This window comes from Massilia sp. R2A-15 (assembly GCF_030704305.1).
Lineage (GTDB): Bacteria > Pseudomonadota > Gammaproteobacteria > Burkholderiales > Burkholderiaceae_D > JAFCUW01.
The window spans coordinates 1,793,099-1,808,366 of record NZ_CP131935.1 but is presented as its reverse complement, the minus strand read 5'-3'; the positions used below and the strand labels follow the sequence as shown (position 1 = coordinate 1,808,366).

The 15,268-nt window shown below is 64.1% G+C and carries 16 protein-coding genes; 14 read left to right on the top strand and 2 right to left on the bottom strand.

Annotation, left to right across the window (positions count from 1 at the left end):
* Positions 1 to 347 precede the first annotated feature (347 nt).
* Both Q4S45_RS08215 and Q4S45_RS08210 read right to left on the bottom strand, forming a co-directional pair.
* On the bottom strand, positions 348 to 1,346 hold the full coding sequence (locus Q4S45_RS08215) for a ParB/RepB/Spo0J family partition protein (RefSeq protein ID WP_305510837.1): 999 nt from the start codon (positions 1,344 to 1,346) through the stop codon (positions 348 to 350).
* 2 nt (positions 1,347 to 1,348) lie between these two features.
* Entirely contained in the window at positions 1,349 to 2,191 is an 843-nt protein-coding gene (locus Q4S45_RS08210) for a ParA family protein (RefSeq protein WP_305510835.1), read from the bottom strand.
* A 240-nt stretch (positions 2,192 to 2,431) separates the two neighbouring features.
* Between Q4S45_RS08210 and Q4S45_RS08205 the strand changes: the two genes are divergently transcribed.
* From Q4S45_RS08205 to Q4S45_RS08140, 14 genes are all read left to right on the top strand, one after another.
* Positions 2,432 to 2,689, top strand: coding sequence for a hypothetical protein (locus Q4S45_RS08205; protein ID WP_305510833.1), 258 nt, complete (start codon positions 2,432 to 2,434; stop codon positions 2,687 to 2,689).
* Positions 2,690 to 3,042: 353 nt separating this feature from the next.
* Positions 3,043 to 3,636, top strand: a complete 594-nt coding sequence (locus Q4S45_RS08200; protein WP_305510831.1) for a lytic transglycosylase domain-containing protein — start codon at positions 3,043 to 3,045, stop codon at positions 3,634 to 3,636.
* Positions 3,637 to 3,816: 180 nt separating this feature from the next.
* A complete protein-coding gene (locus Q4S45_RS08195) occupies positions 3,817 to 4,125 on the top strand; it encodes a TrbC/VirB2 family protein (protein WP_305510829.1) in 309 nt (102 codons plus the stop codon).
* A 3-nt stretch (positions 4,126 to 4,128) separates the two neighbouring features.
* Positions 4,129 to 4,461, top strand: coding sequence for a type IV secretion system protein VirB3 (locus tag Q4S45_RS08190; protein ID WP_305510828.1), 333 nt, complete (start codon positions 4,129 to 4,131; stop codon positions 4,459 to 4,461).
* Positions 4,458 to 6,932, top strand: coding sequence for a VirB4 family type IV secretion/conjugal transfer ATPase (locus tag Q4S45_RS08185; protein WP_305510826.1), 2,475 nt, complete (start codon positions 4,458 to 4,460; stop codon positions 6,930 to 6,932). Before Q4S45_RS08190 ends, Q4S45_RS08185 begins: the two co-directional genes overlap by 4 nt.
* A 9-nt stretch (positions 6,933 to 6,941) precedes the next feature.
* Complete coding sequence (locus Q4S45_RS08180; protein ID WP_305510824.1) at positions 6,942 to 7,202, top strand: hypothetical protein; 261 nt, start codon at positions 6,942 to 6,944, stop codon at positions 7,200 to 7,202.
* A gap of 2 nt (positions 7,203 to 7,204) precedes the next feature.
* A complete protein-coding gene (locus Q4S45_RS08175) occupies positions 7,205 to 8,209 on the top strand; it encodes a type IV secretion system protein (protein ID WP_305510822.1) in 1,005 nt (334 codons plus the stop codon).
* An 8-nt stretch (positions 8,210 to 8,217) separates the two neighbouring features.
* Positions 8,218 to 8,940, top strand: coding sequence for a P-type DNA transfer protein VirB5 (gene virB5 / locus Q4S45_RS08170; RefSeq protein WP_305510820.1), 723 nt, complete (start codon positions 8,218 to 8,220; stop codon positions 8,938 to 8,940).
* A gap of 5 nt (positions 8,941 to 8,945) precedes the next feature.
* Positions 8,946 to 9,701, top strand: coding sequence for a virB8 family protein (locus Q4S45_RS08165; RefSeq protein WP_305510818.1), 756 nt, complete (start codon positions 8,946 to 8,948; stop codon positions 9,699 to 9,701).
* Positions 9,698 to 10,618: a TrbG/VirB9 family P-type conjugative transfer protein gene (locus tag Q4S45_RS08160; protein WP_305510816.1), complete on the top strand. Its 921-nt coding sequence runs from the start codon at positions 9,698 to 9,700 to the stop codon at positions 10,616 to 10,618. The genes Q4S45_RS08165 and Q4S45_RS08160 overlap by 4 nt, the downstream gene beginning before the upstream one ends.
* A gap of 2 nt (positions 10,619 to 10,620) precedes the next feature.
* A complete protein-coding gene (virB10, locus tag Q4S45_RS08155) occupies positions 10,621 to 12,000 on the top strand; it encodes a type IV secretion system protein VirB10 (RefSeq protein WP_305510814.1) in 1,380 nt (459 codons plus the stop codon).
* On the top strand, positions 11,981 to 13,102 hold the full coding sequence (virB11, locus tag Q4S45_RS08150; RefSeq protein WP_305510812.1) for a P-type DNA transfer ATPase VirB11: 1,122 nt from the start codon (positions 11,981 to 11,983) through the stop codon (positions 13,100 to 13,102). The genes virB10 and virB11 overlap by 20 nt, the downstream gene beginning before the upstream one ends.
* The gene (locus Q4S45_RS08145; RefSeq protein WP_305510810.1) at positions 13,099 to 13,425 is read left to right on the top strand and encodes a hypothetical protein; all 327 of its coding nucleotides are present in this window, start codon (positions 13,099 to 13,101) and stop codon (positions 13,423 to 13,425) included. The genes virB11 and Q4S45_RS08145 overlap by 4 nt, the downstream gene beginning before the upstream one ends.
* On the top strand, positions 13,422 to 15,260 hold the full coding sequence (locus Q4S45_RS08140) for a type IV secretory system conjugative DNA transfer family protein (RefSeq protein ID WP_305510808.1): 1,839 nt from the start codon (positions 13,422 to 13,424) through the stop codon (positions 15,258 to 15,260). Before Q4S45_RS08145 ends, Q4S45_RS08140 begins: the two co-directional genes overlap by 4 nt.
* The last annotated feature ends 8 nt before the right edge of the window (positions 15,261 to 15,268 follow it).

The window sequence follows — 15,268 nt, the reverse complement described above, 5'->3', positions numbered from 1 at the left end:
GCAGCTGGGCGCGAAGCGCCGAGCGTGCCGTGGCGGTGCGCGCAGCGCTGCGCCGGGGTGGCCTGTAGCTGGGCGCAAAGCGCCGAGCGTGCCGTGGCGGTGCGCGAAGCGCTGCGCCGGGGTGGCCTGCAGCTGGGCGCAAAGCGCCGAGCGTGCCTTGGCGGTGCGCGAAGCGCTGCGCCGGGGTGGCCTGCAGCTGGGTGCGAAGCGCCGAGCGTGCCGTTGACGTTGCCGTTGCGAGAGGAGGACTGAAGGCAGGTCGCAGGCCTGGTCCGCAGGACGGAGCGCAGCGACCCGCAAGGAGGACGGGCCCGCAGGGCCTCGCCAGTCCAACCGACGAACCGCTACTACTTCGCCGCATCGACCAGCCGACTCACCAAGATCTCTGCACAAGGCACTTCCGCCTCGCGCTGATCGTCACACCACTGCACCCAGATCAACGCCTCGGTCGAAGGCCGCACCCGAAGCCGCATCACCGCCTCCCGCCCCTTCCAGGTCACGATCAACAGCGGCCGCCTGACCCGGTTATCCCTGCGTGCCGCCAAGCCGCGCAAAACGCCGCGTGCAGTGTCGGGCCCAGGCTGCGGCGCCCCAACAGGCGCGAGCCCGCCGGGGACCCGCGCCGCCCCCGCATCCGCACCGCCTGCCGCGCCGCCTGCAGGCAGACCGTCCGCCGTTGCCACCTCGCGCCGTCCGTTCCACTCCGACTCGAGCCGCTCGATCAGCGCCGCCCCAATCTCCGTGGCCGCCGCACATGCCGCCTCCACCATCGGCGCATCGCGCCGCCACAGGCGCAGCAAGCGATACAGGTACAAGGGCGTGCGGCACTTGCGCGCGTGATACAGCTCCAGCAGAAACGGCGGCGCCGCACCCGTGAGGCACAGCAGATGACTGAGCGCACTCGGTCGCATCCCCAAGCGTGCAGCGACCGCGATCTTCTGCTCGCCGGAGGCGATCTTCTTCGCCGCAAACAAGGCCAGCTCGAGCGGCTGCATCGGCGCGCGCCGCTGGTTCTCGGCCACCTGGGAATAATCGTCGAACTGGCGTGGATCCTCAGTGACGATGTAGGGCGCATCCGCCAGGCCGGCAGTCACTGCAGCCCGATAGCGGCGCGCCCCGAACCGGATCCGCAGCCGCCCGCCTTCCACCCGCCGCACCACGATCGGCTGCAGGATGCCGTGCGCAAGGACGTCGGCGACCAGCAGCTGGAATTCCTCCGCATCGTCCTCGAAGCGCGGATTGTCGGGATCTTCCTGGAACAGCGACAAGGGAGCGCGCGCCGCGATGCCACCAGCGTCACCACGCGGCGCATAATATTCATCGAGCATCGACAGGTCCAGCGCCATCGTCAAGCCTCCTTAAAAATACGCCGCTCAATCTCCTCGAACACCGGCCGCACCTCGCGCCACGCCTCGCGCGCGGCCGTACGCAAGCTCCCGGCCCCGACCTTGCCCTGTCCGCTGACCGAAGCATGGCGCAGCTGCCACAGCGGCACGCCGGCCGCCTGCGCTTCCGCGATCGCCGTCCGGGTCTGAATGAAGGCATAGCGCAAGAGCTCGCCAGGCAAAGAAATCAACAGCTGCGGATGCGCCTGCAGTAACTGCGTCAGATTCGCGCGCTGAAACGGCGTCGCCTCGACCATGTTCGGCAACAGCCCGATCAGATCCAGCTTCGGATTCATCAAGTCCCGCACCTTGTGCACGCCGTACCGCGGATGGCGCAGCAGCGAACCGATGCCATCGAGCGCCTCCTGGTTCAACTGCACCGGCGACAGCACGCAATCGGCGCAGATCAGCGCTGCCGCATACCGGATGTCCGGATTCGGGTTGGTGTCGATCACGCAGACGTCGAACTGCGCGCCGACCGCATCCAGAAAGCCCCGCAGGTTGGCCACATACGAATTGTGATGTTCCGGCTGCCTTTCCAGTCCACTCAAACGGACATCCCCGCTCACCACCACGAACGGAAAATCGATTAACGCCGTGACCGGTCCTTGCAGAACATCGCTCGCGGCACATCCGGCCAGGCGCGCCAGGCCGCTCTTGATCAAGGGTACCGACGAATTGCGCTGGTGATCCAGATCGAGGTGCAGCACGCGCTTGCCGCGCTCGGCCAGAAAGAACGCCAACTGCGTAGCGACGAAGCTCTTGCCCACCCCGCCCTTCTGATTCGCCAATGCCATCGTCTTCATCGTTCTTTCACCTCGTTTGGTCCATCCATCCACGTGCGTCCACTCCCGCGACAGCAAACACAAAGAGAATCGGAGCGGGGCCCAGCGTCCCGCACTTTGCCATGCCTGAACGATGCGTTGTCGAGGATCGCCACCTTGTCTGTTATGCATCAATCGCCGCGAGAACCCGAAGGCAATACTGAAACTATCGCAACATATGGGCGAGCCATGACAGGCGAGCCAGAGGAGCATGGTGCAGTCATGGCCAACATGCGGTGTGCACGCGAAGAAGAATTGATCCCCACCGTCGATGCCGGCGGCCTGGAAGAGATGCGGATCACCCGCGTCGGCGAATCGACCTACGTCCTGAGCGTCAAGCTCAAGTCTCCGCGACACCGGATCTACCTGTCCACCCGGCGCAACCCTGCGGCGCCGCGTCACTTCAAGCACATCGAGGCCGCCGCCGCCGCAGGTCGCAGAATGTTCAACGCCAGATATTTCACCCTGGTCCTGCACTGAGGCGGTACACGCACTATCCTGCGGTCCATCGAATGCGACACCGAGCCCACGCACGACCCGCACGCCAAGACCGACCAGGCACGCCCGATGTGTACAGCGTCAGCCTCAAGGGGCGAATCACATCGAACGCAACCTGAAGCCGGCATGCCCGCTTCGCTGAACGGACCACTTTGGCGCAAGCTCAAGCACCCTGATGCAGATCGCTGCTACCTTGCGCGCATGCTCCCCACAACAAGCTACCCGCGCTTCGCACGATACTCCGTATCGATCCTGCCGCGGCGCCGGTTCAACACCGTTGAAGGCGGAACAGCGACCCACGCCGCCAGCTCGAAAAAAAACGGAGAGTGCCTTACATGAACGTCCCCATCGACTTCGACGCGATGCTGCAAAGCTGCGCGCCGGCGGTGCACGCTTCCACGATGCGCCGGCTGGTCGAAGTCGAATCCTCCTTCAATCCCTACGCGATCGGTGTCGTGGGCGCCCGCCTGCAGCGCCAGCCCCGCACCTATCAGGAGGCGCTCGCCACCATCATCTGGCTGCACGCCAAGGGCTACAACTACAGCGTCGGCCTCGCGCAAATCAACCGGTACAACTTCAGCACGCATGGCCTGACACCGGCATCGGCGCTGCTGGCTTGTCCGAATCTGGCGGCTGGCGCCGCAATCCTGACCGATTGCTTCCGCCGCGCGAACTCGCAGGATCAGCCCCAGGCCGCCTTGCGCGCCGCGTTCAGCTGCTACGAGTCGGGCAATTTCACGACGGGTTTTCGCGACGGCTATGTGCAAAAAATCGTCGCCCCTCAACACTCAGCCGTGGCACGCACACCACATCAAGCTCAACGGTCCAACGTTGCTCGCGCCGCAACTGAACAGCCTGGTTCGGACGCCGGCGAACCACGCGGCACCGCGCCGCACCTCCGCACCAATCGGCGCCGCTCAATTCCGTAGAACGCCCTCAACCACGGGCTTTTGAGCCATATCCAATGTCTGCGATTTGAGCCGCCAAAACCATTGTTTTGGCTTTTTGTTTGCCATATAGTCAATGCTGTCGCCATTGCAAAACCACCAACATACGAGTACGTGGAGCAACCTCATCCAGTTCATTTTTTTGTTATGGAGCGCCAGACCATGCAATTCCAGCCATCAGCATCGCAGCACGCAAAATCCAGGAAGGCCGCCCTTCTTCGCCTTATTGCTGCGGTAAGCGCCCTCACCAGCGCGCCTGCCTTCGCGCAGATCACCAAGGTCGACACGGTGATGACCAACGTCCAGAACCTCCTTATAGGCATCGCAGTCACGGTTTTCACAATTGCGATCCTGTGGGCGGCGTATAAGATGGCCTTCCAACATGCCAAGTGGTCGGAGATCAGCAATATCGTCATCGGCGGCATCCTAGCGGGCGGCGCGCCCGGCATCGCAGCGTGGCTGATCAACTAAGCCATGTCCACTTTTCGCGATCCGATCTTCCGCGGATGCACGCGCCCGGCCACGTTCGGCGGCGTGCCCATGGTGCCGGGCCTGCTCGTGACCGGCGCGTTCCTGATCGCCGGCGGCTGGCTGTGCTACCTCGCCAGCGCCTACGCTGCGCTGTTCATGCTGACGCTGTACATCCCGATCATGATCGCGATGCGCGCCGTGACGCGCAGGGATGACCAGCGCCTGCACCAGCTGATGATGCGTGCGAAAATGCGCTGGCGCCAGCGGGCAGGCGTGCGGCAGTGGTCGGCGATCTCCTACTCGCCGCTGCGCTACAAGCGCCGCAAGGAGGCATGATGCACACCGCGATGCATCCGCGCCAGCGCGCCGCGGCACAGATTGCCAGCGCCGACTATCTTCCCTTCGGCACCCCGATCCGTCACGACGTCATCAAGCTGCGCCACAACGGCGACTATTGCGCCACCTGGCGGCTGGAGGGGATCTGTTTTGAGACCGCCGACCAGTCGGCCATCCAGGAACGGCACGACGCGCTGCACCAGTGCCTGCAGTCTCTGGGCGGCGGCCAGCACGCGCTGTGGTCGCACAAGGTGCGCCGCAGGGTGCGCGAGCGCCTGCCGGCGCGCTTCGACAACGCCTTCGCCCAGGCCTTCAGCGATCGCTACTATGCAGGCTTCGATGCGCGTGCTGCCGACGGCGGCCAGCTGCTGCATCCGCAGATGGTCACCGAGCTGTACCTGACCCTGATTTACCGGCCGCGGCCCGGCGCCGGCGGACGCCTGCTCAAGCGACTCCTCACCCGCAGCGCGGCTGAAGTGGCCGATCGCGAGGCGGAGGAACTGGACGCCTTCGACGACCTCGCCAAGCAACTGAACACCAGCCTGAAACGCTATGCGCCGGAGCGCCTGGCCACGTTCCAGCGCGGCGATGTCACGTTTTCCGAAGCCGCCGCCTTCCTGGGATTTCTGACCAACGGCGTCTGGGAGGACGTGCCGCTGCGCCGCGCCAGCCTGTCGGATTATCTGCCAACGTCGCGCCTGCTTTTTGGCGACCGCAATGGGATGCTCGAAATCTGGCACCCGCTCGCCCACAAGTTCGCCGGCTTCCTCGACTTCCAGGATTATCCGAAGTTCTCCGAACCGGGAATGAACAATGCGATCCTGTATGGCGACTACGAGTACATCGAGACCCAGAGTTTCTCCATCCTGAACAGGCGCGATGCGAAGGCGGCGCTGCAGCGCCAACAGGGGCAACTGACGTCCTCCGAAGACGCGTCGGCGATGGAAATCGCACAGATTGACGAGGCCATGAACGCGGTGGGCAGCGGACTGCTGGAGATGGGCGAATACCACTACACCCTGGCGGTCTTCGGCGATTCGCCGACGGCAGTGGCGCGCAACATCTCCGAGGCCAGGACCGCGCTGCAGGACGGGCCCGGGTTCCGAACGGCCGTCATCGACGCCATTCCCGAATGCGCCTGGTTCGCCCAGCTCCCCGGCAACTGGACGATGCGCCCGCGCGAGGCCTCGATCACCAGCCGCAATTTCGCCGCCCTGAGCCCCCTGCACAACTTCGCCCGCGGCAAACGCAACGGCAACCCATGGGGCGAGGCGTTGGCCTTGCTGCAAACGCCCAGCGGCCAGCCCTTCTATTTCAATCACCACGTATCGGCCGACGACCACGACGCCACCGACGAGAAAAAGCCGGGCAACACCGCCGTCATCGGCCAGATCGGTACCGGCAAGACCACGCTCGTGCTGGGGCTGATGCTGTTCGCCCTGAAGTACCCGGGCCTGCGCGGCGTGTTCTTCGACAAGGACCGCGGCGCCGAGATCGCGATCCGCCGTCTCGGCGGCAAGTACAACGCCCTGAAGCGCGGCGAGCCGACCGGATTCAATCCCTTCCAGCTGGCGCCCACCGAACACCACATCGGCTTCTGCGAAAGGTTCGTTCGACTGCTGGCCGGTCCCGCCGCGCCCAACCAGATAGCGGCCGAAGACGCCGAAATCAGCGCCGCCGTGCGCACCGTCATGAGCGAGAACGTCCATATCGAACTGCGCCGGCTGGCGTCGGTGTGGCAGAACCTGAAGGTCGTCCAGGGTGGCAACAGCGTGCGCGACCGCCTGGTCAAGTGGATCGGCAACCACCAGCACGGCTGGGCCTTCGACAATCCGCGCGACACCCAGGATTTCAGCGACCCAACGATCCGGATTCACGGCTACGACTACACCGAGTTTCTCGACGATCCCGAGATCCGCACGCCGATGATGGCCTACCTGCTGCACGTGACCGAATCGCTCATCGACGGCAATCCCTTCATCTACTGGATGGAAGAATTCTGGAAGCCGCTCTCCGACCCGTACTTTGCCGACTTTGCGATGAACAAGCAGAAGACCATCCGCAAGCAGAGCGGCCTGGGCGTCTTCATCACTCAGTCGCCGTCCGACGTGCTGCGCCACGCCATCGGCAAGACGATGGTCGAGCAATCCGTGACGAAGATTTTTCTCCCCAACCCTTCGGCCGACCATGACGACTACGTCGAGGGATTCAAGGTCACCGAACAGGAGTTCGAGATCATCCGCAACCTCGGCGAAGACAGCCGCCTGTTCCTGGTCAAGCAGGGGCACCGTTCGGCCATCGTGAAATTCGACCTCGGAGCGATGCCCGACGTCCTCAACATCCTGTCCGGCTCGCTGGACAACGTCGAACTGCTCGACGCGATCCGCGCCGAACTGGGCGACGACCCGGCGGTGTGGGAGCCGGAACTACACAAGCGCATCGCCGCACGTCGCACCCTCATGCGTCACTAAAGGAGCCCCATGGTACCGAACCGCCCCACCCTGCTCGCCACCATGATGTTGATGGCCCTGTTCTCCGGCTGCACCGACCGGGACCGGGAGCTCGCGCGCCGAACCGGCGATGGTTCGGACACCTTCAAGTACCAGCCGCCGGCCGGGTCGACACCGCCACCACCGAAAAAGGAAGTGGACAAGCCGCCTGCAAGGAACGGGGCGGACACGTTCCACTACAAGCCAGATCCCCGAGGCTTTCCAACCGCACCTAAACCAGCAGGAAAATAATCATGGGGATCGCCCAAGAAGTTGAAGCCGCGATCGACGGACTTCTCGACACCGCTGTGTCAAGCAAAAGCGCGGCGCTGTGCGCGGCGCTGGCGCCGATCGCCCTGACCGGCGCCACGATCCACCTGATCGTCATCGCGTTCACCATCATGCGCGGCGATGCGGGCGACCCGGTGCAGACCGTTGTCTGGAAATCGTTTCGCATGGCACTCATTGCCGGGATTGCTCTTTCGGCCGGCGCCTACCAGACCAATGTGCTCGAAGGGACCGCGGCGCTCGAATCTGCGCTTATCGAGTCGATGTCCGGCTTATCGTCGGTCGGAGCACTGATCGACGATTTCGCCAAGCCATTCGATGAACTGGGCGTACAGCTGTGGAATCAGGCGGTGGTCGGATTCTGGCCCAATTTTGGCCTAATGGCCGCAGCCGCCGCGGTGGCGATCGCAGAATGTTTTATCTTCAGCCTCGGCCTCGGCTTCTATTTGCTCGCGAAAGTTGCCCTCGCCATCGTGCTGGCGATCGGCCCGGCGTTCGTCCTGTGCGCGATGTGGCCGGCCACGGAAAAGTACACCGAAAGCTGGATTGGACAGGTACTCAATTGCGTCGTGCTCAAGGTGCTCGTTGCAACCAGCATCGTCATGTTGACCAGTTTCGTCAGCCAGTACGCCGCCCATATCTCGGCCACTCCTGACACAGCCAACGTAATTTCCGCCACGACCTCCCTGCTCCTGTGCTGCGGCGCCCTTGGCGTCGTGATGTTCAACCTGCCGCAGATCGCCGCGGCCTTATCGGGAGGCGTGTCGATCGCCGGCATCGGCCGCACCGTGGGCCGGGCACTACTCGACCTGATGAACAGGCCAGCAAAGGCAAAACCGGCGCCTCCCGGCAAGCCTGCCGGTGGCGCCATTTTCCCCGGAGGCGGAAACAGTACGGCGGGACCGCCCCCGCCCCCTCGCGCTCCGCTCTTTCAGCGCAACACCATTGAACGGCTTCGCAAAGCCGCATAGGAGACCCCATGAAAACGAGAATCCAGCGCGCCATTGGCGCACTCACAATCGCTGCCATGCTGGCGAGCGCCTCGCGAGCGTCGGCGATGCCCGTGTTTGATGCGACCGCTTTGGCGCAGGCCATTAAACAGGTTGAAGCCTGGCGTCAGCAGTTCGCGCAGATGAAGGCGCAGCTCAAGCAGATGGAGGACCAGCATGCGGCACTGACAGGCTCGCGCGGGCTGGGGAACATCCTGAATAACCCTCAGCTGCGCGCTACTGTCCCGGCCGATGTCGTGCAAGTGCTCGATGACGTACGTGCGCACGGCGCCGGCGCGTTGACTTCCCAAGCCGCCGGCATCCGCAATGCATCGATGATCTACGACTGCCAAGACCGCACGGGTGTGGACCGGACCACTTGCCAGGCCTTCCTGAACAACAGTGCCCAGGTCGGCGCGCTACAACAAAACGCGATGGTCCACCTGAATCAGCGCATGAACCAGATCGAGGGACTGCGCGGACAAATCAACGCAACTACCGATCCAAAGTCAATTGCAGAACTGACCGCGCGCCTGGTCGCCGAATCCGCACAGGTGACCAATGATGCAAACCGCCTCGTGGTTCTCAACGCGATGGCGGATTCGGCCGACCGCGCAAACCAGCAAGCCCTCAAGGAACGCGAGCTGTTGCGGTTGTCGCGCCGTGGCGACGGCAGCGATACCTTCGTGTACCAACCCTACGTCGCAAGATGAACGACATGTCCAAAACCGCCCACAAGGCTGAAGCCGTTCGCGTCCCTCCTTCGGGCGAACAGGCGTATTTCGCCGACGCGCTCGGATGGGAAGCCGACCGCGAAGCGCGCCGTGAGAAATCCGAACAGCGCGCCTGGCGGGTGGCCGGCGCGGCCTCGCTGCTGGCGGTGATTGCGCTAGTCGGGATCGCTACTCTGGCGCCCTTCCGGCGCAACGTCCCGTACCTGTTCGCGATGGAGAAAGCGACCGGCAACGTGGAATTCGTGGGTGCCATCGACGACCGCCGCATCGCCGGCTACCAGGAATTGCTCGACAAGCACTGGGCGCAACGCTACATCGTGGCGCGCGAGTCGTACAACTACAAGCTGCTCCAGTCCGACTACGACACCGTGCTCGGCATGAGCAATGAGCCGGTCGCGCGAGACTTCGCGCGCCTGTACGAAGGTGCGTACGCCCGCGACGCGAAATACGGCGCAAGCGTCGAGATGCGCGTGACGATCCTCAGCGTCCAGCTGTCCGCCAACGGCGCCGGCAGCCAGGCGGTAATCCGCTTCGCAAAATCGACCAGGCGGGTCGAAGCCGAATCGAACGACGCGCCGCAATACTTCGTCGCCACCATCGGCTACGAATACAAGCCCACCATGGCCGGCAAGGAAAAGGACCTGATCGCCAACCCGCTTGGGTACCGGGTGACCAGCTACCGGGTCGACGCCGAAATCGCTCCCATCGGCGCACCATCGCAAAAGAGTCCCGCATCATGAGAACACTGCAAAAAAGCGTCCTGCTACTGGCCGTCTCGATGGCAAACCTGCCTGCCGGCGCTGCGATCATCCCGGCGTCTACGCGCGCGGACCCGCGCATCAGCTACGTTCGGTACAGCAGGGACGACGTCACGGTCGTGCCGGTCCAGCGCGGCACCGTCACGCGCATCGTTCTTGGCGCGGATGAAAAAATCGGCAAGGACGGCACGGCGACGGGCTTCCCGTCGGACTGCACCAAGCCGGACCTCGAATGGTGCATCCACGCCGATCCCGGGACCAACCAGGTACTGGTCAAGCCGAAGGAAGGCGCCACCCACAACAATCTCGAGCTGAAAACGGACTTGCGGGACTACAGCTTTCAGTTGCGCGTGCTGCCTGACGCCGGCCCCACCCGCGCCGCCAAATCAAAGCGCGTGGCCTCCGCCCAGAGCGTGCCGATGTTCAGGGTGATGTTCACCTACCCCGAACCCGACATCAAAGCGGTGGCGACCACCGTGCTCGCGCGGCTGGCCACAGCGGCCGAGCGCTTGCCCTTGAGGACCACAGCGAACACGCCCGCCAGGCCCGCCCCGCGCAACTGGCGCTACACGATGCAGCTTGCCCCGGGCAGCAGCGACATCGCGCCAACGCTGGTATTCGACGACGGCAGGTTCACCTACTTCCGATTCCCCGCCAACCGCGAGGTGCCCACCATCTTCGCGCTGTCACCCCAGGGAGAGGAGTCTCGCGTGAACTTCCACATCGATGCGGGCGACAGCAGCCTGTTCGCCGTGCAGCGGATGGGCCGACGCTTCGTGCTGCGCCTGGGCGCGTCGGCCGTGGGTATCTGGAATGAGGCATTCGATCCGGACGGCGTGCCACCGGTGGCCGGCACCACCGTTCGCGGCGTAATCCGCGACCTTCGCGAAGGAAAATAACAATGTCCCAACTTCGAGAAGATCAGCCAGCTCAGACGATACCGGAGCCGACAGGCATTGTCTCGGTCAACAGCCGTGGCGGCCCTTCGCCTCGCAGAGGTGGAAAGATAGTAGCGATCGTAATCGCCGCTGCGCTGCTGGTCACCGCGACGGCGATGTCGCTCGCCAAATACCGTGACGCCGGCAAAGCGCAGGATGCCGCGCGCCGGCTTGCCAGCGCTGACCAAAACAAGCCTGGCGACTCCGGAAAGCGCCGCATCTTCAACACGGATCCCCCGCCCCTGCCTGGCGCCGCCGCGCCGAACCGGTCGGTCGGCGCCGGGGACGCCTCCATCGCCTGCCCAGCTGGGGCCACCAGTCGCCCCTTGCTTGGTCCGGACGGTATGCCGATGACCGGCCCCGGCGGGCAGCCGATCCGCGTCTGCGGCAACGGCCAGGTGATCGTGCCCGCGATCGCGCCCATGCCAGCGGATTCAGTGGCGCCCATTCCCCTTATCGCGAACGGCACGAAAGACGCGCGCGGCGCGCATCTGCCGCCGCCGGCCAGCCGCTACGGAGGCGACGTGGTGCTGCCGCCGCCGGCTTCCGGCGCAACGCAGGCGTTCGATCCGAACAATCCTTACATTCAGGCGCTTCTTCGTTCATCCGCCGGCACGGGACATCACGAAGATCCGGCGCAGGCGACGGCTGCCCAACCGTTACCCGCGCCGCACACAATCGCATCGCCGCAGGGCGCCTTAGCGACCATGCCGACAGGCGGCGCCGCGAAGGCGGTGAGCGCCACGATGATCGGCAACCGCGACATGATTCTGCCGGAAGGCCGCAGCATCGACTGCAACCTATCGGTGCGCATCGTCAGCGAAGTGTCGGGCAAGGCCACTTGCGTACTGTCCTCGAATGTCTACAGCGATAACGGCAAGGTCGTACTGGCCGAGCGCGGATCCACGGCAGTGGGCGAATATGTGGCGACCATGGCCCAGGGTCAGCGCCGCCTGTTCATCCTATGGACCCGGCTGCAGACGCCGAACGGCGTCGTGGTGAACGTCAATTCGCCGGCGGCCGACGCGCTGGGAACCTCCGGCTCGCCAGGGCACGTGGATAACCGCTGGCCGGAGCGGATCGGCGCGGCGGTCCTGCTGTCGCTGGTCGACGATGCCATCGCCTACGAAACGGCGAAAGCGTCCAGCGAGAATGGCGGCGGCGCCCAGGGCGTCGCGGTCTTTCAAAGCACGACGCAATCCGGCCAGCGCTTGGCGGAGCGCATCCTCGACAGCACCATCAACATCAAACCCACCATCTACAAACATCAGGGCGATCGCGCGACGATTTTTGTCAGCCGCGATCTCGATTTCGGAGGCGTCTATGCCCTACGACCGCAATGACATACTGGCGCAGGACGCGATGGTCAATGAGCTGCTGCGGCCTCTAGCGGAATTCCTCCGCATTCCGCATGCCACTGAAATCGTCGTCAATCGCGCGGGCGAGGTGTTCGTCGAAGCCGGCCCGTCGTGGAGCCGGCACGACGCGCCGATGCTGACGTTCGAGCGCTGCACCTCGCTGGCCAATGCCATCGCGTCCTACACCAGCCAGCGGATCGACGCCCAGACTCCGCTACTGTCGGCGCAACTTCCCGGCGACCAGCGCATCCAGGTCGTGGTGCCGCCCGCCGCGGAACGCGACACCGTTTCGCTCACCATCCGCATTCCCGATGCCGCGACCCGGAGTTTTGACGCCTATGAAACCGACGGCTTCTTCAGTCGCTATCTCTGGTCGCGCCGCGAAGCCGATACAGCACGCGAGCAGTGCCTCACCGCGGCACAGCGCACTCTGATGAAACATCTTGAAAACAGCCGGCTCGCGCAGTTCCTGGTCGAAGCGGTGCGCGCCAAGCAAAACATCGTCTTCGTGGGCGACACCGGCTGCGGCAAGACCTCGCTGATGAAGGCCGCGTGCCAGTATATCCCCGAGGACGAACGCCTGATCACGATCGAGGACGTGCGGGAGATCCACCTGGACCGGCATCCGAATCGCGTTCATCTGCTTTATTCGAAGAGTGGCCAGCGCGAGGGCACAGTCACGCCGTCGGACCTGATCGCAAGCGCGATGCGAATGAAGCCGGACCGGGTTCTGCTGGCGGAGCTGCGCGGCGCCGAAGCGTTCGACTTCCTCAAGCTGCTCACGACCGGCCACAGCGGCTCGATTTCCAGCTTTCACGCCGAGTCCTGCGCGCTGGCGCGCGAGCGCTACGTATTCATGTGCAAGGAACATCCGCACGCCGCCATCTATGACGCCGATTCCCTGAAACAGCTTGTGACGCTGACGATCGACGTCATCGTTCACATCGCGGTGGAGCGGCATGTCGAAGAACGCGGCTCGCCGGCGCGCAAGGAGCGGTATGTCTCCGAGGTGTACTACGACCCGCTGGCAAAGCTCGACGCGCGTTTCGGCAAGGGCGTCATCCATCGAGCGGCGGGCTTGTCATGACGCGCACTCAGTTGATCTTCGGCGCCGTCTACCTGGTCGCCGGCACAGTGATGGCGTGCTACCTCGCCGGCTGGCTGTACTTCATCGTCAGCAAAGCGGCACCGGCCGGCGTCGGCGTGGACAGCTGGCTGCGCTACTGGGACGCCTACTCCGGCGACGCCATCCAGCGCAAGCGCTTGCTGCTCGCGATGGCGCTGGCGCTGGCTGCGGTCTTCGCAATCCCGGTGATCGTGCTGGTATCGCAGGCGCGGGCGGGAAGATCGCTGCACGGCGACGCCCGCTGGGCCACGCGTGCGGAGATTCGCAAGGCGGGCTTGTTATGAGCGGCGTCATCGTTGGCAAATACCGCGGCGAGTATCTGATCGTCGACGGCCAGCAATTCATCCTGCTGGCCGCGCCTACCGGCTCGGGCAAAGGTGTCGCGCTGGTCGTACCCAACTTGCTCAATTACACGGACTCGGTGGTCGTGTTCGACCTGAAGCTGGAGAACTTCCGGCTAACGTCTGCTTTCCGCGCCAGGCACGGGCAACAGGTGTTCCTGTTTGCGCCGTTTGCCGAAGACCGGCGTACGCACCGCTGGAACATGCTGGACGCGGTCTCGCGCGATCCGCGCCGCAGGGTCGGCGACATCCTGGCGATTGGCCAGGTGTTCTACCCGGGCGATTGCGATCCCCGTGAAAAATTCTGGAACGACAATGCGCGCAATCTGTTCCTGGCCTTCGTGCTGTACCTGATCGAAAGCCCAACCCTTCCGTGCACGATGGGAGAAGTATTCCGTCAATCGTCTGGGAAGGGGAAATCGCTCAAGGACCACATCCAGGGCGCCATCCTTGCACGCGCCAGCAGCAAGACACCGCTCAGCGAAGACTGCGTCGATGCGTTTAACCGCTTCCTGTCCGCGCCGGAAAACACGCTGGGCAACATCATCTCGACCTTCAACGCGCCGCTGCTGGTGTTTGCCAATCCGCTCATCGACGCGGCGACCTGCACTTCGGATTTCGACCTGCGCCATTTGCGCCGCCAACGCATCTCGCTGTACGTCGGCGTCGAACCGTCCCGGCTGGCCGACGCGGCCCTGCTGGTCAACATGCTGTTCTCCCAGATTATCAGTCTCAACACCAGGGAGCTTCCCGAGAACAATCCTGATCTGCGCCACCAGTGCCTCTTGATCCTGGACGAGTTCGCCGCGCTCGGCAAGATTGGCATCATCGCCAAGGCCAATCCCTACATCCGCGGCTACAACCTGCGGCTGCTGACGATCGTCCAGAGCATCTCGCAGCTGGAAGCGATCTACGGTGCGGGCGACACCCGAACTCTGGTCACGAATCACGGCGTGCAGATTCTGTTTCCGCCGCGTGAACAGAAGGATGCGAAGGAATACAGCGAAATGCTCGGCTACCTCACCGTTAAGTCGATCTCCACCGGTGTGAACCGGCCAAGGTCATTCGGCCAGCTCGGGTCGTCGTCGGAGAACGCGACCGACCAGCGTCGCGCGCTGATGCTGCCGCAGGAACTGAAGGAGATGCCGCAGACGCAGCAAATCATCGTCATGGAAAACACCCGGCCAATCCTGTGCGACAAGGCCAGGTATTACGAGGATCCGCAGTTCATCGAACGGCTGAAGGAGGTCAGCTCCTGTCTGGCGATGCTGGACCGGCGGCCGAACAAACCCAAAGGCCTGCTGCCACGCCTGGGACTCGGACGCGAACGCGCCGTGCAGCCGACCGAAGCGCAGCTCAAGCATGCGGCTTTCGTGCTGGAGGAGCTCAGTGCGCAGGTGCCCGTTCTCGACATCGCACTGCACAAGGCCAAGGTGGAACAGAAAATTCGTCCCCTTCGAGAAGAGGAAAAGCTCGATCTGTCGCTGCTGGCTATCGACGTCCAGGCGGTGCCGCGCTTCGCCGATCCGGAAGCGCCGACAGAGCAAGAAACTGAAGCCGTGGTCGAAGCGATATTCAGCCAGCTCGGCAGCTTCGCCGCAATCGATACCGCCGACGTCTTCGAGCCGCCCCAGCCCGATGCAGGAAACGAGATTTCCCAAGGGGACTCCTCGTTGCACGCAGTGAGTGCTACGCGACAGGCGCCCTCCCGGGCCACGCAGGCGATCGCCAGGCCTCCGCCCGCCGGGACCATCGACCTGTCCGTTCTGGATCAATGAACAATCAG